Here is an 18,599-nt window from a genome sequence, read left to right on the forward strand (position 1 = left end):
GCGACGCGCGCTCTTGATACCGGGCGGGCGACCCGGTTGTGCCAGTCAGACCCGCTCGATGGCCAGCGCCAGGCCTTGGCCGACGCCTACGCACATGGTCGCCAGGCCGCGCCGGCCGCCGCTCTTCTCAAGTTGATGGAGCGCGGTGAGGACCAGCCGCGCACCGCTCATCCCCAGCGGGTGGCCGAGGGCGATGGCACCGCCGTTCGGGTTGACCTTCTCACTGTCGTCGGCCACGCCCAGTTCGCGCAGGCAGGCCAGGCCCTGGCTGGCGAAGGCTTCGTTGAGTTCGATCACGTCGAAGGCGTCGATCGCCAGGTCCAGGCGCCGCAGCAGCTTGCGCACCGCCGGCACCGGGCCGATGCCCATGATCCGTGGGGCGACGCCGGCGCTGGCCATGCCCAGCACCCGCGCGCGCGGAGTCAGGCCGTGCTTCTCCACTGCCTCCGCGGAGGCCAGGACCAGCGCGGCGGCGCCGTCGTTGACCCCGGACGCGTTGCCGGCGGTGACGGTCCTCTCCGGCCCGTTGACCGGCTTGAGCCGGGCCAGCGCCTCCAGGGTGGTGTCGGGACGCGGATGCTCGTCGTGCTCGACCAGGGTGTCGCCCTTGCGCCCGCGAATCGTCACCGGGACGATTTCCTCGGCGAAGAAACCGGCCTCCTGCGCCCTGCCGGCGCGCTGCTGGCTGCGCAGGGCGAAGGCATCCTGGTCGGCACGCGACACGCGATAGTCGTCGGCGACGTTGTCGGCGGTCTGCGGCATCGGGTCGATGCCGTACTGCTCCTTCATCAGCGGATTGACGAAGCGCCAGCCGATGGTGGTGTCCTCGATCTTCTGGCCGCGCCCGAAGGCGCTATCGGCCTTGCCCATCACGTACGGCGCGCGCGACATCGACTCGACGCCGCCGGCGATGGCCAGCTCCATCTCGCCGCAGGCGATGGCGCGGAACGCCGTGCCGATGGCGTCCATCCCCGAGGCGCAGAGGCGGTTGAGGGTGACGCCGGGCACGCTCTCCGGCAAACCGGCCAGCAGCAGCGCCATGCGCGCCACGTTACGGTTGTCCTCGCCGGCCTGGTTGGCGCAGCCGAGGAACACCTCGTCCAACGCCGACCAGTCGACCCCCGGGTTGCGCTCGACCAGGGCCTTCAGCGGCACCGCCGCGAGGTCGTCGGCGCGCACCGCGGAAAGACTGCCGCCGAAACGGCCGATCGGCGTGCGCACGGCATCGCAGATGAATACCTCGCGGCTCATTCGTCGCTCCCCTTCTGTCCATGGGCGGCCGCGGTGCGCGCCTCGAGGTCGCGCAGCGCGGCGAGTTCGACCTCGCTCGGCGCGGGCGTCTCGGCGACCCGCTCGGCGAAGCGGATCGCCCAGCCGGTGGCCTCGACCACCTGCTCGCGGGTCACGCCCGGATGCAGCGAAGTGACCACGAACTCGTTGCTGCCGGCTTCCGGCTCCATGATGCACAGGTCGGTGATGATCGCCACCGGCCCCTTGCCCGGCAGGCCCAGGCGCTGGCGCGAGTCGCCGCCCTCGCCATGGCCGACCGAGGTGACGAAGGCCAGCTTGTCGACGAAGGTGCGGTGCGATTGCTTGAGGATGATCAGCACTTCCTTGGCGCTGCCGGCGATTTCCGGCGCGCCGCCGGCTCCCGGCAGGCGCACCTTGGGCTGGCGGTAGTCGCCGATCACGGTGGTGTTGATGTTGCCGAAGCGGTCGACCTGGGCCGCGCCGAGGAAGCCGACGTCGATCCGTCCGCCCTGCAGCCAGTAGCGGAAGATCTCGCCGGTGGGGACCACGGTATCGGCGGTCTCGGCCAACTCGCCGTCGCCGATGGACAGCGGCAGGACGCTGGGCTTGGCGCCGATCGGCCCGGACTCGTAGATCAGCACGACGTCCGGCGAGGAAGTCAGGCGCGCCAGGTTGGCGGCCTTCGACGGCAGGCCGATGCCGACGAAGCACACCGCGCCGTTGTGCAGGCGGCGGGCGGCGGCCACGGTCATCATCTCGTTGGTGCTGTAGCTGCTCATCGCTTGCCCTCCGCGAGCTTGGCCTGGAAGGCCCCGAAATCCTCGGTCCCCCGGATGTATTCGTCGATCCACGCGGTGAAGCTTTCGCGGTCGCGGGCGATCGGGTCCCAGTCCTGGTAGAAGCGGTTGTCGCGCTCGTAGTAGCCGTGGGCATAGGACGGATGCGCGCCGCCGGGCACCAGGCACACGGCGCTGAGCGCCCAGCTCGGCAGGACGCAGGCGTTCATCGGGGCGTCCAGTTCGTCGACGATCTCCTCGACGGTGACGATGCAGCGCTTCGCCGCCAGGGCCGCTTCCTTCTGCACGCCGAGGATGCCCCAGAGCAGCACGTTGCCCTTGCGGTCGGCCTTCTGCGCGTGGATCACGCTGACGTCCGGGCGCACCGAGGGCACCGCCGCCAGCACTTCGCCGGTGAACGGGCAGGTGACGCTGCGGATCAGCGGGTTGACCTTCGGCAGGTCGGAGCCGGCGTAGGCGCGCAGCACTGCGAAGGGCAGCCCGGAGGCGCCGGCGACATAGGCGTTGGCGAGGTCGGCGTGGCTGTGTTCCTCGATCTCCAGCGGTTGCGGCCAGCCCTTCTCCACCGCGTCGCGCAGGCGGTGCAGCGAACCGACGCCGGGGTTGCCGCCCCAGGAGAACACCAGCTTCTTCGCGCAGCCTGCACCGATCAGCAGGTCGTAGACCAGGTCGGGAGTCATGCGGATCAGCGTCAGGTCTTTCCTGCCCTGGCGGATCAGCTCGTGGCCGGCGGCCGTCGGGATCAGGTGAGTGAAGCCTTCGAGGGCGACGCTGTCGCCATCGTGGACGAAGCGTCGCACCGCTTCGCGCAGGGAGAGGATTTCAGCCATCGGTCGGGTCTCGTCTTGTTGTGCGCTGCCTGGACGGCACGTGACGAGAACCTTACGCCGGGGTCCGAGGGCTCACAATCCGATAATCGATTAACAGTTCGATAATCGAACAGAACGTTAGCAAGCATCCGATCGACCGAAGCCGTCGCCTCATTCGTCGCTGTGGATCACCACCAGCAATTCCGCCTGGGTCTCCCCCAGGGAGCGGATGCGGTGCGGCTTCTGTGCGTTGAAATGCAGGGCGTCGCCGCGCTCGAGGATGATCCGCTGGTTCATGAAGTCGACCTCGACCTGGCCCTCATGGACGAAGATGAACTCTTCGCCGAGGTGCTCCTTGAACGTCGAGTGACTGAAATCGCGCGGGGGGTGGACGATGAACGGCAACAGCGCGCGGGCGCCGATCTGCTGCGCGAGGGAGGCGTAGGCCGGGCCGTCGTCGCCGCTGGACAGCGACTTGCGCTGGTCGCGACGAACGATGCTGTAGCCGTCGACACCGTCGCTTTCCTCGGAGAACAGCTCCTCCACCTGCACGTTCAACGCCTTCGCCAGCTTCAGCGCGGCGGCAATGGACGGCGTGTTCAGCCCGCGCTCGACCTTGGACAGGTAGCTCTTGGTCAGGCCGGTCTTGTCGGCCAGGGTCTCCAGCGTGACCCCGAGTTTTTTTCTCAGCAATTTCAAGCGCATGGACATTGAGGACAGCCTTCTCCCGATGGCGATGAAACTTTTCTCTTGCTAATGACACTTTGTGTCATATAACTTGATCCGTGTCATTTACAGCCGGGTCGTTGCGTGGCGCGCAACTGCCTGGCGTTTCCCCCGACTCGCTCCGTCAAAGGAACCTCGCATGGCTACGACACTGGAATTACCCAAGGATCAACTGATCCAGCACGCGCTGAAGCAGATGAAAAGCAGCCTCGGCGATAATACGTGGACTGACCGGCAAAAGCTGGCCCTGACCTGCCGGATTCTCTTCGAGGCCGGCCACGACTCCGGGCTCGCCGGGCAGATCACCTCGCGCGGCCCAGAGGCGGGGACCTACTACACCCAGCAACTGGGCCTGGGCTTCGACGAGATCAGCGCCGGCAACCTGCTGCTGGTCGACGAAGACCTCAACGTCCTCCACGGGCACGGCATGGCGAATCCGGCCAATCGCTTCCACAGCTGGGTCTATCGCGCCCGCCCGGACGTCAACTGCATCATCCACACCCACCCGCTGCACATCGCCGCGCTGTCGACCCTGGAAGTACCGCTGCAGGTCTCGCACATGGACCTTTGCCCGCTATACGACGACTGCGCCTTCCTCAAGGACTGGCCGGGCGTGCCGGTAGGCAACGAGGAAGGCGAGATCATCTCCGCCGCCCTCGGCGACAAGCGCGCCATCCTGCTCTCCCATCACGGCCTGCTGGCCACCGGTGCAAGCATCGAGGAGGCCTGCGTGATCGCGGTGCTGCTCGAGCGCGCGGCGAAGATGCAGTTGCTGGCGATGGCCGCCGGGGAGATCAAGCCGATCCCGCCGGCCCTGGCGCGCGAGGCCCACGACTGGATCTCCACCCCGAAGCGCCACGGCGCCGCATTCAACTACTACGCCCGGCGCTGCCTGCCGCGCAACAGCGACTGCCTGAGCTGAACGACCTTTCCCACCAGGTCCGTCCTGGCATTTCCCACTCAATGTCACGGGTACATCCAATGTCCGCATCCATCCACGGCATCATCGGCTACACCATCACCCCCTTCGCCGCCGACGGAGGTCTCGACCTGCCGGCCCTCGGCCGCTCCATCGAGCGCCTGATCGACGGCGGCGTGCACGCCATCGCCCCGCTCGGCAGCACCGGCGAAGGCGCCTACCTGAGCGACCCGGAATGGGACGAGGTGGTCGACTTCACCCTGAAGACCGTCGCCCATCGCGTGCCGACCATCGTCAGCGTCTCCGACCTGACCACCGCCAAGACCGTGCGCCGCGCGCAGTTCGCCGAATCCCTCGGCGCCGAGGCGGTGATGGTCCTGCCGATCTCCTACTGGAAGCTCAACGAGGCGGAAGTGTTCCAGCACTACCGCGCGGTGGGCGAAGCCATCGGCGTGCCGGTGATGCTCTACAACAACCCGGGCACCAGCGGCATCGACATGTCGGTGGAACTGATCCTGCGCATCGTCCGCGAAGTGGACAACGTGACCATGGTCAAGGAGAGCACCGGCGACATCCAGCGCATGCACAAGCTGCGCCTGCTCGGCGAAGGCCGGGTGCCCTTCTACAACGGCTGCAACCCGCTGGCGCTGGAGGCCTTCGTGGCCGGCGCGAAAGGCTGGTGCAGCGCCGCGCCGAACCTGATCCCGACGCTCAACGGCCAGCTCTACCAGGCGGTGCTCGACGGCGACCTGGAGAAGGCCCGCGCGCTGTTCTACCGGCAGTTGCCGCTGCTCGACTTCATCCTCCGCCGGGGCCTGCCGACCACCATCAAGGCCGGCCTGGGCCTCTCCGGCCTGGAGGTGGGGGCGCCGCGCCTTCCGGTGCAGGCGCTGGATACCGAGGGCTGTCGGTATCTGCAGGGGTTGTTGGAAGAGCTGCGCTGATCACCCCGTCAGCGCTTTGACCCGACGGGCCCGGACGACTTGGGGCCCGTCGTTTTTTTTGCCGACGCGCAGCGCGCTCAGCGCGCCGCCCAGGCATTGAAACGCTGTTCCAGCTCCTCGCCGTGGTCCACCCAAAACTCGGCATCCACCGCCCGCGCGCCTTCGAGGTTGGCCGGCGCGGTCGGCAGCGCCTCCTGCACCGTCTTCGGCAGCAACGCCAGGGTGCCCTTGTGTACCGGCCCGTAGGGGATCTGCTCGGAGAACACCTTCTGCGTCTGCGGCTGGCTGGCGAAGGCGATGAATTTCTCCGCCAGCGCCTTGTTCGGCGTGCCCTTCACCACCGCCCAGTACTCCGGATCGTAGAGACTGCCGGGCCAGACGATGGCCAGTTTCACCCCCTCCTTCTGCGCAGCGGCGATGCGCCCGTTGTAGGCCGCGCTCATCACCACGTCGCCGGCCGCCAGCCATTGCGGCGGCTGGGCGCCGGCCTCCCACCACTGGATGTTCGGCTTGAGCTGGTCGAGCTTGGCGAAGGCGCGGCCGACCCCCTCCGGGGTGGCGAGTACCTTGTAGAGGTCCTCCGCCTTCACCCCGTCGGCCAGCAGCGCCACTTCCAGGGTGTACTTGGCGCCCTTGCGCAGGCCGCGCTTGCCGGGGAACTCGCGGACGTTCCAGAAATCCGCCCAGGACTGCGGCGCCCTGGCCAGCTTCGTCGAGTCGTAGGCCATCACCATCGACCAGACGTAGGTGGCCACCCCGCACTCGCTGAAAGTGCCCGGGACGAACTGCGCGGGGTCGCCGAAACGCGCCGGGTCGAGGCGTTCGAACAGCCCCTCGTCGCAGCCGCGGAGCAGTTCGGGGCTCTCCACCTCGACCACGTCCCAGCTGACCTTGCCGACGTCGACCATGGCCTTCACCTTGGCCATTTCGCCGTTGTATTCGCCGGCGACCACCTGCCCGCCGCCGCTTCGCTCGAAGGGTTTGAAATAGGCCTGCTCCTGGGCGGCCTTGGTCGCGCCGCCGAAGGAGATCACCGTCAGGCTCTGGCTCTGCGCCTGGGCCGCCGCGGCGAACGCCAGGCCGAACAGGGACAACCGGGAAAACACGTGTGCGTACTGGTGCAAGGACTTGTACATGGAACACTCCCACAGCCGATTGGCATTGTTGTGATGTTGCTGAGGCAGTTGCCGGCCAGAGGCCGAAACGGTTCCGCGCGCGGTCGCCAGGCGCCGCGTCGTCGTTATGGGGGGACGCTCCGTGTCGCAGGCGACCCGGCCGAGGCCGGGCCGCCGGGGCGCGTCAGAGCACGCCGATCTCGCGCGCGGTGCGATCCACCGCGATACGGGTCTTGTCGATCAGTTCGTCGATCTCGGCACGCCCGGCCACCAGCGCCGGGGCCATGATCATGCGGCCGAGGGTGGAGCGGATGATCACGCCCTCCTCGAAGCCGATGGTGCGGCAGCGCCAGGCCAGATCGTTCTCGTTGGCGAAGCGCTTGCGGGTCGCCTTGTCCTCGGCGAACTGCAGCGCGGCGACGAAGCCGGCGCCCTGGACCTCGCCGACCAGCGGATGGTCGCCGAAGACCTCGCGCAGGCAGCGTTGCAGGTAGGGTCCGGTCTCCTCCCTGACCCGCGTGACCACGCCCTCGTCGCGCAGCGCCTTGAGGTTGGCGATGGCCACCGCCGCCGCCACCGGGTGGCCGGAATAGGTCAGGCCGTGGGCGAACACCCCACCCTGCTCCACCAGCACCTCGGCGATGCGCTTGCCGAGTACCAGGCCGCCCATGGGGATGTAGCCGGACGTCAGGCCCTTGGCGATGGACAGGGTGTCCGGCTGGAAGCCGAAGTGTTCGTGGGCGAACCATTCGCCGGTGCGGCCGAAGCCGCCGATCACTTCGTCGGCGCACAGCAGCACGTCGTACTGCCGGCAGATGCGCTGGATCTCCGGCCAATAGCTTTGCGGCGGGAAGATCATGCCGCCGGCGCCCTGGAAGGGCTCGGCGACGAAGGCGGCGACGTTCTCCGCGCCCAGTTCGAGGATCTTCTCCTCCAGTTGCAGCGCCGCGCGGCGACCGAACTCGGCCGGGCTCAGCTCGCCGCCGTTGGCGTACCAGTAGGGTTCGTCGATGTGGGCGAAGTCCGGCAGCATGCCGCCCATCTCGTGCATGAACTTCATCCCGCCGAGCGCGGTGCTGCCCAGGGTCGAGCCGTGGTAGCCGTTCCAGCGGCCGATCATGATCTTCTTCTGCGGCTTGCCGAGGATCTGCCAGTAGCGCCGCACGGTACGGATCAGCACCTCGTTGGCCTCGGAGCCGGAGTTGGTGTAGATCGCGTGGCTGTAGTGGTCCGGCAGCAGGCTGAAGAGCATCTCGGAAAGCTCCACCACCGCCGGGTGGGTGGTGTGGAAGAACATGTTGTAGTACGGCAGTTGTTCCAGTTGGCGGCTGGCGGCGGCGGCGAGGTCCTGGCGGCCGTAGCCGAGGTTGGTGCACCAGAGGCCGGACATGCCGTCCAGGTAGCGCTTGCCGTCGTTGTCCCAGAGCTGCAGGCCCTCGCCGCGGACCATCACCCGCGGGCCTTCGCGGTTCAGCGCCTTCTGGTCGAGGAAGGCGTGGATGTGGTGCGCGGCGTCCAGTTGCTGGTAGTCGCGGGTGTCGCGCTGCGGGTTGAGCTGAGCGGTCATCGTCTGTGTTCTCCTTGTTCCCTTGGCGCGTCAGGCCGAAGGGGATTGCAGGGGATCGAGGGCGACGGACTTGCCCTGGGCAGTCTCACCGGCCGTCTCGAGCGGTTCGGGTACGAAGAGGGGCTTGCGCATCACGCCCTTGATCCACACCACCGCCACCAGCGAGACCACGCCGAGCACCACGCCGGCGCTGGCGAAGATCCGTCCGGTCATTTCCGGGGTCGGCGAGACGTGGACCACCGCGTAGATCATCCCGGCGATGCCGAACAGTTGCGGCAGCGGGTAGAACGGCGTGCGGAACGGACGGGCGATGTGCGGATAGCGACGGCGCAGGGCCAGCACGTCGACGTGGGCGATGATGTAGGCCAGCAGCCAGGCCAGCGCGGCGGCGAGCAGCAGCAGGTTGATCGAGTCCGGGTCCTGGCCGAGGATCAGGATCGGCAGGCCGGTGATCGCGGCGACGAACAGCACCGCCACCCAGGGCGTGCGCGCCCGCCGGCTGAGCTGCTTGAATTGCGGGAAGGCCTGGCCGTTCTGCGCCATCCCGTAGAGCATCCGCGGGATCGCCGCCAGCGACGAGTTGAGGGTGCTGCAGGTGGCGGTGATCGCGGCGATCACCAGGAACAGCTGGCCGTACTCGCCGAACACGCGGTTGGCGAAGAGGAAGTGTGGCAGCGGGTCGCCGGCCAGTTCCGCCTGCGGGATGCACAGCAGCGCACCGAAGCAGTAGAGGGCGATGGTCAGGAAGATGATGCTCAGGCCGAGGATCATCGAACGCGGGATGTTGCGCTCCGGACGCCGCGTCTCCTCCACCAGCGGGCAGACGAACTCGGCGCCGACGAAGCCCCACACGGCCATCGCGGTGAGCGCCAGGGCGCTTACCCCGAGCGGGTTCCAGCCGCTCGCCAGGGCGGTCTGCGCGGAAGCGTGGTCGCTGCTCACCGCACCCAGGCCGAGCACCAGCAGGACGATCATCATCAGCAGCGCCAGGGCGCTCTGCAGGCGCGCGAAGATGTCGATGCCGAGCAGGTTGAGCAGGGTGAACAGGCCGAGCACGCCGTAGGCCACCAGCATCGGCGGCAGCGCGCCGGGGTAGACCTTGCCGATGATCAGGTCGAGCAGCAGCAGTTCCGCCGAGAGGGCGAACATCGCCACCACCACGTAGCCGGAAAAGGTCGCCAGGATCGCCGGGAAATGCCCGATGGCCACCTCGGTGTAGCTGCTCAGGCTACCGGCGCGGGGAATCATCAGGGCCAGCTCGGAAAAGGAAAAGGCGTAGCTCAGCGCCAGCAGGTAGGCCACTCCCAGCGGCACGATGAAGCCCAGGCCGGCCGTCCCGGCGCCTTGCAGCATCAGTACCATCACGCCCTGGGAAACCACCAGGCCGATGGCCACCGCCAGCAGCGGTCCCAGCCCGAGCACGCGGCGCAGGGCCGGCTCACGCACGTTCGGCGTGTCGTTCATTCGATCGTCCTCTTGTTGTCGTTATCGGCATCGAGTCGTGTCGCGTCCGTCGCGTCTTCAGCGCAACTGGAACCAGGTCGTCTTCAACTGGGTGTACTTGTCGAAGGAATGCAGCGACAGGTCGCGACCGAAGCCGGACTGCTTGCCGCCGCCGAAAGGCACCGCGACGTCCAGCGCGTCCACGGTATTCACCGACACCGTTCCGGCATTCAAGCGCCGCGCCACCCGGTGCGCACGGTGCAGGTCGTCGCTCCACAGCGAGGCGGCGAGGCCGTAGCGGCTGTCGTTGGCCAGGCGTATGGCCTCGTCCTCGGAGTCGAAGGCGCTGATCGCCAGCACCGGACCGAAGATTTCCTCGCGGGCCAGCTGCATGTCCGGGCGTACGTCGCCGAACAGGGTCGGTTCGATGAAGTTGTCCGAACCGTTGATCGTCAACTGGCGGCCACCGCCGAGCAGGGTCGCGCCCTCGCCTTGCGCCCGCTCGATGGCGGCGAGAATCCCGGCGGTCTGCCGGCGGTCGACGATGGCGCCGGCGCGGCTGGCCGGGTCCAGCGGATCGCCCGGCTGCCAGTCGCGGGCCTTGGCCAGCAGGCGCTCGACGAACTCGTCGTGGATCGAACGCTCCACCAGCAAGCGCGAGTTCGCCGAACAGACCTCGCCCTGGTTGAAGAAAATGCCGAAGGCGGCCTTTTCCGCCGCCAGGTCAAGATCGCGGCAATCGGCGAACACCAGGTTCGGACTCTTGCCGCCGCACTCCAGCCAGACCTGCTTGAGGTTGGATTGCGCGGAATACTGCATGAAGTACTTGCCGACCTCGGTGGAGCCGGTGAACACCAGTGCGTCCACCTCCGGGTGCAAGCCGAGGGCCTTGCCGGCCTGCTCGCCGAGGCCCGGCACCACGTTCAGCACGCCTTCCGGCACCCCCGCCTCCAGGGCCAGCTCGGCCAGGCGCAGGGCGGAGAACGGCGACTGCTCGGCCGGCTTGAGCACCACCGAGTTGCCGGCGGCCAGGGCCGGGGCGAGCTTCCAGGCGGCCATGTCGAGCGGGAAGTTCCACGGCACCACCGCGCCGATCACCCCCAGCGGCACGCGGGTAATGGTGGCCAGGGTCTGCTGGGCGGTCGGCGCGACCTGGTCGTAGAGCTTGTCGAGGCTTTCCGCATACCAGGCGAAGACGTGGGCGGCGCCGGGTACATCGATGTTCCAGGCGTCCATCACCGGCTTGCCCATGTTCAGCGAGTCGAGCAGCGCCAGCTCTTCGCGATGGGCCAGCATCAGCTCGGCCAGGCGCAGCAGCACGCGCTTGCGCTCGACCGGGGCGAGACGCGCCCAGGGGCCTTCGTCGAAGGCGCGGCGGGCGGCGGCCACTGCCGCGTCGACGTCGGCCGCATCGCAGGCCGCGACCCGCGCCAGCAGGCGATTGCTCGCCGGATCGATGGCGTCGAAGGTAGCGCCGCTGGCGGCTGGACGCTGGCGGCCGCCGATCAGGGCCTGGTCGATGAAGCGCTGTGTCGCGGCGCGCCGTTGCCAATCGCTGAGTTCGAACACCCCACCTTCTCCTTGTTATCTCGCCGGTCTGCGCCGGTCGTGGTTCTGCACGCATGGCCCGGACCGCCGGGAGGCGGACCGCTGTCCATGGGGTCGATGGGGAAGGATGGTCGCGCAAGCCGCGGCGAAGGAAAATTATTAAAAATGTCCTCGGGACATAAGAAAAAGCTGGCCAGGCGTGCCCCGGCAAAGTGCGTCGTGCTGGGTTATCGTGCAGGCGGGCAATCGTCGTCGCGGCCAGCGCCGCGACGCCCGGCAGCGGCCTGCAACTTGCTTGCAGCGCGGCGGACACAACAATCGAGGCGCGCACGCCCGGCCCGGGGAGGATGATGCGCCGATGAGGTCTTGCAGTGGCGTCCTATACCTTGCGGCAACTCAAGTATTTCGTGACCACCGTGGAATGCGGCAGCGTGGCCGAGGCCTCGCGCAAGCTGTACATCGCCCAGCCGTCGATCTCCACGGCGGTGAAGGGTCTGGAGGAAAGCTTCGGCGTGCAGCTGTTCATCCGCCACCACGCCCAGGGCGTGTCGCTGACCCCCGCCGGCGCGCGCTTCTACCGCAAGGCCCAGGAACTGCTGCGGATGGCCCACGAGTTCGAGCAGAACGCCCTGGCCGATAACGACGTGATCGCCGGGCAGATCGACATCGGCTGCTTCGAGACGGTCGCCCCGCTCTACCTGCCGGGCCTGATCGCCGGCTTTCGCCAGGCCTATCCGGGGGTGGAGATCCGCATACGCGACGGCGAGCAGCAGGAACTGGTGCAAGGCCTCACCTCCGGGCGCTTCGACCTGGCCTTCCTCTACGAGCACGACCTCGACTCGACCATCGAGACCGAGCCGCTGATGCCGCCGCAACGACCCCACGCGCTGCTCCCCGAAGGACACCGCTTCGCCGGGCAGGCGCAAGTGTCGCTGCGCGACCTGTGCCTGGAACCGATGATCCTGCTCGACGTGCAGCCCAGCCGCACCTATTTCGTCAGCCTGTTCGAGGAACTCGGCCTGACGCCGAACATCGCCTTCAGCTCGCCGTCCATCGAGATGGTGCGCGGCATGGTCGGCCAGGGCTTCGGCTTCTCCCTGCTGGTCACCCGCCCGCATTCGGAATGCACCTACGACGGCAAGAAGGTGGTCATGGTCGACCTCGCCGAGCCGGTGTCCACCTCCGGGCTCGCCGCCGCCTGGCTGAAACGCGCGCAACTGACCAAGCCGGCACGATTGTTCGTCGACTACTGCCGGGAGCAACTGGGCAAGCTTGCCGAGCGCCGGCACTGACCCTCAGCTTTCCGACATTCCAAGAGGAACTTTCTTTCTGACAAAGACGAATCCGATGACTGTGGCAAAAAGCCTCCGTTGCTAGGGTGGCCGGCGCTCCGGACCACCCCGGTCCGGCAGGTCACCGGCAGCAAGGGCACCATCCGCTCCATCCGCTGAGTTCCGTTAGCCTATCGGCGGCTCAGGCTGCCGAAGCGGGATTCCATCCGGTCAGTGCAACTCCGCCTTCCCCAAGGCGTTTCCAGGCCGTCATGCTCCGCCACGCGCTAGGACATGACGGCCCTTTTTACCCCTCCCGCGCCGCCTCAGGCACAATCCCCCGACGCCACCGGCCAGGGGAACGCGGATGCTGATCGACGAAGAAATCACCCTCAAGAAGCTGGAAACCTTCCTCGCCTTCATGCGCACCGGCAACCTGGCGCGCGCGGCGGCGGAACTGGGCACCAGCAACGTCAGCGTGCACCGCGCCATCCACTCGCTGGAAAGCGCCCTGCGCTGCCCGCTGTTCAAGCACGAGGGACGCAACCTGACCCCGCTGGAAAGCGCCTACGTGCTCGAGGAGCGCGCGCAGAAGCTGGTCCAGGAGGTACTCGACACGGTGCGCCTGACCCGCGAGGCGGCCGGCTTCTCCGCCGAGCGTTTCAAGCTCGGCGCGCTCTATTCGCTGACGGTGAAGACCGTGCCGCAACTGATCATGGGCCTCAAGCTGCGACGCAGCGCGCTGAACATCGACCTGATCCTCGGCTCCAACGTCGATCTGTTCTACCAGCTGAAGAACATGGAGCTGGACGCCATCCTGGTGTCGCTCAACGACAGCGTCAGCGATCCCGACTGCGAGCAGCTGCCGCTGTTCTCCGATGACATCTTCCTCGCCGTGCCGGTGGACTCGCCCTACGCCAGGCTCGCCGAGATCGATCTCAGCACCCTGCGCGACACGCCCTTCGTCACGCTCACCCAGGGCTTCGCCACCCATCAGGACGGCACCCGGGTGTTCCAGCAGGCCGGCTTCGAACCGCAGATCGCCATGCAGGTGAACGACATCTTCACCCTCCTCAGCATGGTCAGCTCGGGGGTCGGCCATGCGCTGCTGCCCAAACGCATCGAGGCGGTCTACGAGAACCGCGTGCGGCTGATCCCGCTGCAACCGCGCTATCGCCTGCAGCAGCACATCGGCGTGGTGTTCCTCAAGGCCAAGGAGCGCGACCCGAACCTGCTGGCGTTGCTCGCGGAGTGCCGGATGTACAGCCTGCGCCTGGAGCAGGAGGCGGCGGGATAGCGGACGGAAGTCCACATTACCGCTGGCCCGCTGACCTCTCCCCAACCCTCGCCCTTCAGGGAGAGGGTGCCCGGACGAGCCCGCTCACCCAACCAGGCCGCGCACGCTGAAATACAGCAGCGACGGCCCCAGCAGGCAACCGATGGCGGTATAGAACGCCGCGGTCAGGCAACCGTAGGGCACCAGCTTCGGGTCGGTGGCGGCGAGGCCGCCGGCGACGCCGCTGGAGGTGCCCATGAGACCACCGAAGATCACCGCCGTACGTGGATTGTTCAGGCCGATGTAGGGCGCGACGAAAGGCGTCAGGACCATCACCAGGATCGCCTTCACCAGCCCGGCGGCGATGCTCAGCGCCATCACCTCGGAGCTGGCCCCCAGGGCGGCGCCGGTCACCGGTCCGACGATGTAGGTGACCGCGCCGGCGCCGATGGTGGTCAGGCTGACCGCATCGGTGTAGCCGAACGCCATGGCCACCGCGACCCCGGCGACGAACGACGAACCGACCCCGAGGAACAGCGACACCACCCCGGAAACCCCTGCCCGACGCAGTTCCTCGACATTCACCCCGAAGGCCGTGGCGACGATGGCGAAGTCGCGCAGCATGGCGCCACCCAGCAGGCCGATACCGGACATCAGGGGCACGTCCACCAATCCTTTCTGCCCGCCGGTGGCGACGCCGCCGACGTAGGACAGCACCAGGCCGAGGAAGATCGCGATCGCCGAGCCGTGCAGGCGCCCGCGGGTGAGGCGCGCCGACAACCAGTAGGACACCGCCATGGTCACGCCGATGATGGCGAAGCCGCTGATCAGGCCGTAGCCATTGATGACTTTGTTCAGGGACTCGAACATGGCGCTCACCCCTGCACGCTGGTGCGCGGTTTCAATGGCGGGGCGCCTTCGGCTTTCTTCCGGCCGAAGCGGTCGAGCAGCGGGACCAGGGCGAAGGCCACGGCGACCGCGGCGATGCCGGCGAGGATAGCGGCCGGCCCGCCGCTCAGCGCGCCGAGGACATTCTGCTGGGCGGCCATGGCGACCACGATGGGAATGTAGACCGCGCTCCAGAACTCCACGCCCTGCTCGGTCTTCGCCGAGAGCAGGCCACGCTTGCCCAGGTAGCTGCCGACGAAGATCAGCAGCAGCATGGCGATGCCGACGCCACCGACGTTGGCCGGCACGCCGAGCAGCACGCCAAGGATCTCGCCGATGAACAGCCCGGCGAGGGTACACAGAGACAGCAGTGCGACACCGTAGATAATCATTATTGTTGTCCTCGGTTGCGGATCGATGTTGTTGTTTTTATGCCTCGAACGAACGCTTATCGGGTTCTCTTTTCCTCCTCGCGCAACAGCGCGTCCAGGGTATCCGCCCGGGAGCCTTCGAAGGCCGGCGTGGCGCAGCCGAACAGAGGCCGCGCCAGACCGCTGAGGACCCGTCCCGGCGGCAGCTCGAGATGCAGGCGGGCACCGCGCTCGTAGGCGCTGCGCAATGTCGCCAGCCACTCGACGCGGCGCGCCATGTTGCCGGCGAGATCGTCGGCCAGCGCGGCCGGTTCGGCGACCAGGCGCGCCCGGCTGCTGCTCAGGTAGGGCACGCGCGGCCGATGCAGGCGGATGCCGGCGAAGGCTTCGGCCAGGCGCGCGGCCGGTTCGTCGAGCAGCGCACAGTGCGACGGTACGCTCACCGCCAGGCGCTTCGCCGCGCTGGCGCCGGCGGCACGGGCGCGTTCGGCGAGGGCGGCCAGAGCCGCTTCGCTGCCGGCCACCACCAGTTGCCGCTCGGCGTTGACGTTGGCCAGGTAGAGCGGCGGGTGCTCGCGCCGCACCGCCAGGATCAGCGCTTCCAGTTGCGCCTGTTCGAGACCGAGGATGGCGCTCATCCCGTAGCCCTCGGGCCAGGCGGCCTGCATCAGTTCGCCACGCAGCGCCACCAGACGCAGCGCGTCGTCGAAGTCCAGCGCGCCGGCTACCACCGCCGCCGGATAGGCGCCGATGGACAGCCCGGCGACCAGCCCCGGCCGATGCCCGCGCGTCTCCAGCAGGCGGCTGGCGGCGACCCCGGCGATCAGCAGGCACAACTGCACCGCGCGGGTGCCGTGCAAGGCCTCGGCGCTCTCCAGTTCGGCCGGCGCCTGGCCGAGACAGTCCGCCGCCTGCTCCAGGCAGGCGCGCACCGGCGGTTCGTCGGGCAAGGCCGCGAGCATGCCGGGACGTTGGGCGCCCTGGCCGGGATAGGCGAACAGCACGCTCATGCCTCGACCTCCGCGATCCGCCAGGGGTCTTCCAGCAACAGCGGCGCCTCGCTGCCTTTCGCCAGCACCCGGGGCCGACCCTCGGCCCATTCGCGCAGGGCCACGCCGCCCGCCGGGGTCTGCAGTTGCAGGTCGATCCGGCAGGGACACTGCTCGAAGCACTGCAGCAGGCGCAGCGCGTCATCGCGCGGGAACGGGCGCGGGGTGCGCAGCAGCAGGTCGAGGTCGCTGTCCGGATGCAGCACGGCGACCCCGCTGGCCAGCTCGAAACCGGCGCCGCCGGTCACGCCCCAGGCCAGTCCCAGCGCGTTCAGCGGCGCACGCAGGTCGCGCAAGGCACGCCAGGCCGGCAGATCGCGCAGCATCGCCGGCTCGCGCTGGCCCAGCGCTTCCGGGCGCAAGCGCCGGGTGATTGCCGCCAACGGCATCCAGCCGGCCCAGCGCTGCTCCCGCGCCAGGCCGCGCACGCCGATGGCCACCCGCGCGGGATCTGCCGGCGCACGGCGCACCACCACCGGCCAGCCGGCCTTCAGTGCCGCGCAGACCCAGGCCGGAGCATTCTCCGGCAAATGCGCCGGCGCCATGCCCAGGAGCAAGTCATGGGGTTCCGGCCCTGCCCTGCGACGCATCGGATCAGGAGCGAGCCGTCGCCGGCTGGAGCCCCGCTGTGAGCTGTTCGCGATGACCACGGCTCGCTCCTGAATTCACCACTGCTCGCGCAGCAGCCGGCGCACCCGCGCCGACGCCTCGCGGTTGGCCGCGCCGAGGCGGCCGCCGAGGTCGCGCGGGCCGCCGAGGATATCGGCCAGGGCCTCGCCCAGGCAGGTGCGGACCCGCACCAGGTCCGCCGTCGACGGCACCTCGACGGTCTCCACCGGAAGGGTCCTCCAGAGCAGGCCGAGCGACGCGTAGCTGTCGATGTCGTAGGCCATCGGCGGCACCTTCGCCGCCAACGCCTCCAGTTCCTCGACGCTGCGCAGGGTGATCCGCGCGGCGGCGGCCTTGCCCATGGCGTGGACCATCACCCCCGGATCGTGCAAGGCGATCAGGCGGTTGGCCTGGTAGCCGTGGGCGAGGAACGCGCCGGACATCGCCTTGCCCACCAGCAGGCCGATCAGCGGATGCCCGGCGAGTCGGGCGCGGGCGTAGGCATCCACCGCCCCGGCCAGCGCCTGGTGGATACCCAGGGCCTCCTCGCGGCGGCCGTAGGCCTGGCTCGGCACGTCGACGATGGCCAGCAGCGCGCGCTTGCGTGGCGCCTCGCGGTCGGCCTCCAGCGCCTCGTCGACGGCGGCGGCCAGGCCCCAGCCCTCGAGCAGCCCGACCTCGCCCTGGCGAGCGCGCGGGAACGGATTGTCGGGATCGGGCACGACGGCCAGGAAACGCACCGGGTAGCCGTCCAGCTCGGCATCGGCGACGCGCAACGAAGCAGGATCGCCGGGACGCGGCGCGAGGCTACCGGCCAGCGCCTGGAACCAGGCCAGGCCACGGGAAGCGAACGGTTGGCTCATGTTGCATCTCCTTGGCCCAGCCCCTGGTACAGCCGGCGCACGCCGGCGGCATCCGGTTGCTCGGCGGTATCGAGGTCGCCCAGCCGCCGCAGGTAATCCTCGGCGCGGCGGCAGCGCGGCCGTGCCGGCAGGCCCTTGGCGAAATACGCGAGTACCGAGGTGCGTACCTCATCGAGGTCGTCGGCCAGGTAGGCGTCGGCGAGACCGCTGGCGAAGCGCTGCTCGCCGCCGGTGAGGCTCCAGATGAACGGCCGGTCGCGCGAGTCGTATTCAGCGATGCCGGCCTCCTGTTCGATCACCTGCGGACCGTTCAAGCCGAGGCGCGCCTCGCGGGTCACCAGCACGTAGCTGCACAGCCCGGCGGCGATGGACATGCCGCCGAAGCAGCCGACCGGCCCGGCAATCACCGCCACCACCGGCTGGTAGCGCTGCAGATCGACGATGGCCGCCTGGATCTCGGCGATCGCCGCCAGTCCGAGGTTGGCTTCCTGCAGGCGCACGCCACCGGTTTCCAGCAACAGCAGGGCCCGGGTCGGAACGCCGTTGCGATTGTCCTCGGCGGCCAGCTCCAGCGCGCCGGCGATCTTCGCTCCGCTGACTTCGCCAAGGCTGCCGCCCTGAAAGGCACCTTCGATGGCGGCGAGCACCGCCGGCTGGCCGTCGAGCAGGCCACGGGCGACCACTACCCCATCGTCGGCCTGGGGCACGATGCCCTGTCGTTCCAGCCAGGGTGACTGCACGCCGGCGAAGGGGTCGAGCAATTCGCGGAAGCTGCCCGCGTCGAGCAGGGCGCGGGCGCGCTGGCGCGCTCCCAGTTCGGTGAAGCTGCGCAGCGCCAGCAGGCGGGCGACGTCAGTCATGGCCAGCCTCCTCCAGTGCCTGCTCCAGGCGCAGGCGGACCACCCCGGGAGTGGCGCCGAAATCGTGGATGCGGATCGACGCGGCCGGCGCCGTGGACGCCGCGAAGACCCGCGCGAAGAGTTGTTGCCAGCGCGGGCCGCTGCCGTTCACCGAGGTCACCACCTGGATGCTCAGCGCGCCTCCGGCGGCCGGCTCGAGCAGCACCTCCAGGTCGCCGGAGCCGACGCAGCCGGCCAGGGCGCGACCATGCGCCGGAGCGCCGGCGGGAAATTCGAAGGTCAGGGTTTCCATC

The 18,599-nt window shown here is 68.7% G+C and carries 19 protein-coding genes; 4 read left to right on the forward strand and 15 right to left on the reverse strand.

The features are described 5' to 3' along the window. Positions 1 to 45 precede the first annotated feature (45 nt). From pcaF to FHW81_RS19010, 4 genes are all read right to left on the reverse strand, one after another. On the reverse strand, positions 46 to 1,251 hold the full coding sequence (gene pcaF / locus FHW81_RS18995; protein WP_019681270.1) for a 3-oxoadipyl-CoA thiolase: 1,206 nt from the start codon (positions 1,249 to 1,251) through the stop codon (positions 46 to 48). Beyond that, the gene (locus tag FHW81_RS19000) at positions 1,248 to 2,030 is read right to left on the reverse strand and encodes a CoA-transferase subunit beta (protein ID WP_003084062.1); all 783 of its coding nucleotides are present in this window, start codon (positions 2,028 to 2,030) and stop codon (positions 1,248 to 1,250) included. The genes pcaF and FHW81_RS19000 overlap by 4 nt, the downstream gene beginning before the upstream one ends. Further along, entirely contained in the window at positions 2,027 to 2,878 is an 852-nt protein-coding gene (locus tag FHW81_RS19005; RefSeq protein WP_003084060.1) for a CoA transferase subunit A, read from the reverse strand. The genes FHW81_RS19000 and FHW81_RS19005 overlap by 4 nt, the downstream gene beginning before the upstream one ends. A 150-nt stretch (positions 2,879 to 3,028) precedes the next feature. Then, entirely contained in the window at positions 3,029 to 3,568 is a 540-nt protein-coding gene (locus FHW81_RS19010) for a helix-turn-helix domain-containing protein (protein ID WP_003084057.1), read from the reverse strand. A 154-nt stretch (positions 3,569 to 3,722) separates the two neighbouring features. On the opposite strand from FHW81_RS19010, the gene FHW81_RS19015 reads away from it, so the two are divergent. Together FHW81_RS19015 and FHW81_RS19020 are read left to right on the forward strand one after the other, a co-directional pair. After that, entirely contained in the window at positions 3,723 to 4,505 is a 783-nt protein-coding gene (locus FHW81_RS19015) for an aldolase (protein ID WP_003084054.1), read from the forward strand. A 59-nt stretch (positions 4,506 to 4,564) separates the two neighbouring features. Then, positions 4,565 to 5,446: a dihydrodipicolinate synthase family protein gene (locus FHW81_RS19020; protein WP_003101895.1), complete on the forward strand. Its 882-nt coding sequence runs from the start codon at positions 4,565 to 4,567 to the stop codon at positions 5,444 to 5,446. A gap of 77 nt (positions 5,447 to 5,523) precedes the next feature. On the opposite strand, the gene FHW81_RS19025 is transcribed toward FHW81_RS19020, so the two are convergent. From FHW81_RS19025 to FHW81_RS19040, 4 genes are all read right to left on the reverse strand, one after another. Further along, the gene (locus FHW81_RS19025) at positions 5,524 to 6,582 is read right to left on the reverse strand and encodes an ABC transporter substrate-binding protein (protein ID WP_003110236.1); all 1,059 of its coding nucleotides are present in this window, start codon (positions 6,580 to 6,582) and stop codon (positions 5,524 to 5,526) included. Positions 6,583 to 6,745: 163 nt separating this feature from the next. Further along, positions 6,746 to 8,128: an aspartate aminotransferase family protein gene (locus FHW81_RS19030; protein WP_009314999.1), complete on the reverse strand. Its 1,383-nt coding sequence runs from the start codon at positions 8,126 to 8,128 to the stop codon at positions 6,746 to 6,748. 30 nt (positions 8,129 to 8,158) lie between these two features. Then, complete coding sequence (locus FHW81_RS19035) at positions 8,159 to 9,592, reverse strand: APC family permease (RefSeq protein ID WP_003084045.1); 1,434 nt, start codon at positions 9,590 to 9,592, stop codon at positions 8,159 to 8,161. A 57-nt stretch (positions 9,593 to 9,649) separates the two neighbouring features. Beyond that, entirely contained in the window at positions 9,650 to 11,140 is a 1,491-nt protein-coding gene (locus tag FHW81_RS19040) for an aldehyde dehydrogenase (protein WP_003112672.1), read from the reverse strand. A gap of 350 nt (positions 11,141 to 11,490) precedes the next feature. Between FHW81_RS19040 and FHW81_RS19045 the strand changes: the two genes are divergently transcribed. Continuing rightward, complete coding sequence (locus tag FHW81_RS19045) at positions 11,491 to 12,411, forward strand: LysR substrate-binding domain-containing protein (RefSeq protein ID WP_003084035.1); 921 nt, start codon at positions 11,491 to 11,493, stop codon at positions 12,409 to 12,411. Positions 12,412 to 12,757: 346 nt separating this feature from the next. Then, positions 12,758 to 13,687 (forward strand): LysR family transcriptional regulator, encoded by a 930-nt coding sequence (locus FHW81_RS19050; RefSeq protein ID WP_009314998.1) that lies wholly within the window; start codon positions 12,758 to 12,760, stop codon positions 13,685 to 13,687. 84 nt (positions 13,688 to 13,771) lie between these two features. Here the strand turns inward: FHW81_RS19050 and madM are convergent, their stop codons facing one another. From madM to FHW81_RS19085, 7 genes are read right to left on the reverse strand one after another with little or no spacing between them, the layout of a single operon-like run. Further along, a complete protein-coding gene (madM, locus tag FHW81_RS19055) occupies positions 13,772 to 14,536 on the reverse strand; it encodes a malonate transporter subunit MadM (RefSeq protein ID WP_003084016.1) in 765 nt (254 codons plus the stop codon). 5 nt (positions 14,537 to 14,541) lie between these two features. Next, positions 14,542 to 14,946 carry a malonate transporter subunit MadL gene (gene madL / locus FHW81_RS19060; protein ID WP_003084010.1) on the reverse strand — a complete coding sequence of 135 codons (405 nt, stop codon included), beginning with the start codon at positions 14,944 to 14,946 and terminating at the stop codon, positions 14,542 to 14,544. A gap of 56 nt (positions 14,947 to 15,002) precedes the next feature. Further along, positions 15,003 to 15,935: a malonate decarboxylase subunit epsilon gene (gene mdcH, locus FHW81_RS19065; protein ID WP_003161013.1), complete on the reverse strand. Its 933-nt coding sequence runs from the start codon at positions 15,933 to 15,935 to the stop codon at positions 15,003 to 15,005. Beyond that, positions 15,932 to 16,624 carry a malonate decarboxylase holo-ACP synthase gene (locus FHW81_RS19070; protein WP_003118606.1) on the reverse strand — a complete coding sequence of 231 codons (693 nt, stop codon included), beginning with the start codon at positions 16,622 to 16,624 and terminating at the stop codon, positions 15,932 to 15,934. Before FHW81_RS19070 ends, mdcH begins: the two co-directional genes overlap by 4 nt. Positions 16,625 to 16,639: 15 nt before the next feature. Next, positions 16,640 to 17,446 (reverse strand): biotin-independent malonate decarboxylase subunit gamma, encoded by an 807-nt coding sequence (gene mdcE, locus FHW81_RS19075; protein ID WP_003112668.1) that lies wholly within the window; start codon positions 17,444 to 17,446, stop codon positions 16,640 to 16,642. Further along, entirely contained in the window at positions 17,443 to 18,306 is an 864-nt protein-coding gene (locus FHW81_RS19080; RefSeq protein ID WP_003084003.1) for a biotin-independent malonate decarboxylase subunit beta, read from the reverse strand. Before FHW81_RS19080 ends, mdcE begins: the two co-directional genes overlap by 4 nt. Beyond that, positions 18,299 to 18,598, reverse strand: coding sequence for a malonate decarboxylase subunit delta (locus FHW81_RS19085; protein WP_106120519.1), 300 nt, complete (start codon positions 18,596 to 18,598; stop codon positions 18,299 to 18,301). The genes FHW81_RS19080 and FHW81_RS19085 overlap by 8 nt, the downstream gene beginning before the upstream one ends. Between the last annotated feature and the right edge of the window lies 1 nt (position 18,599).

The sequence above is a fragment of the Pseudomonas sp. RC10-4-2 genome, from assembly GCF_050433085.1.
GTDB classification, from domain to species: Bacteria; Pseudomonadota; Gammaproteobacteria; order Pseudomonadales; family Pseudomonadaceae; genus Pseudomonas; species Pseudomonas aeruginosa.

Coding starts and splice junctions, on each gene's coding strand:
- FHW81_RS19035 (WP_003084045.1), bottom strand. CDS start 9,592: ATGAACGACACGCCGAACGTGCGTGAGCCGGCCCTGCGCCGCGTGCTC.
- FHW81_RS19000 (WP_003084062.1), bottom strand. CDS start 2,030: ATGAGCAGCTACAGCACCAACGAGATGATGACCGTGGCCGCCGCCCGC.
- FHW81_RS19005 (WP_003084060.1), bottom strand. CDS start 2,878: ATGGCTGAAATCCTCTCCCTGCGCGAAGCGGTGCGACGCTTCGTCCAC.
- FHW81_RS19080 (WP_003084003.1), bottom strand. CDS start 18,306: ATGACTGACGTCGCCCGCCTGCTGGCGCTGCGCAGCTTCACCGAACTG.
- FHW81_RS19015 (WP_003084054.1), top strand. CDS start 3,723: ATGGCTACGACACTGGAATTACCCAAGGATCAACTGATCCAGCACGCG.
- pcaF (WP_019681270.1), bottom strand. CDS start 1,251: ATGAGCCGCGAGGTATTCATCTGCGATGCCGTGCGCACGCCGATCGGC.
- FHW81_RS19025 (WP_003110236.1), bottom strand. CDS start 6,582: ATGTACAAGTCCTTGCACCAGTACGCACACGTGTTTTCCCGGTTGTCC.
- FHW81_RS19020 (WP_003101895.1), top strand. CDS start 4,565: ATGTCCGCATCCATCCACGGCATCATCGGCTACACCATCACCCCCTTC.
- FHW81_RS19050 (WP_009314998.1), top strand. CDS start 12,758: ATGCTGATCGACGAAGAAATCACCCTCAAGAAGCTGGAAACCTTCCTC.
- madL (WP_003084010.1), bottom strand. CDS start 14,946: ATGATTATCTACGGTGTCGCACTGCTGTCTCTGTGTACCCTCGCCGGG.
- FHW81_RS19010 (WP_003084057.1), bottom strand. CDS start 3,568: ATGTCCATGCGCTTGAAATTGCTGAGAAAAAAACTCGGGGTCACGCTG.
- FHW81_RS19030 (WP_009314999.1), bottom strand. CDS start 8,128: ATGACCGCTCAGCTCAACCCGCAGCGCGACACCCGCGACTACCAGCAA.
- FHW81_RS19085 (WP_106120519.1), bottom strand. CDS start 18,598: ATGGAAACCCTGACCTTCGAATTTCCCGCCGGCGCTCCGGCGCATGGT.
- mdcH (WP_003161013.1), bottom strand. CDS start 15,935: ATGAGCGTGCTGTTCGCCTATCCCGGCCAGGGCGCCCAACGTCCCGGC.
- madM (WP_003084016.1), bottom strand. CDS start 14,536: ATGTTCGAGTCCCTGAACAAAGTCATCAATGGCTACGGCCTGATCAGC.
- mdcE (WP_003112668.1), bottom strand. CDS start 17,446: ATGAGCCAACCGTTCGCTTCCCGTGGCCTGGCCTGGTTCCAGGCGCTG.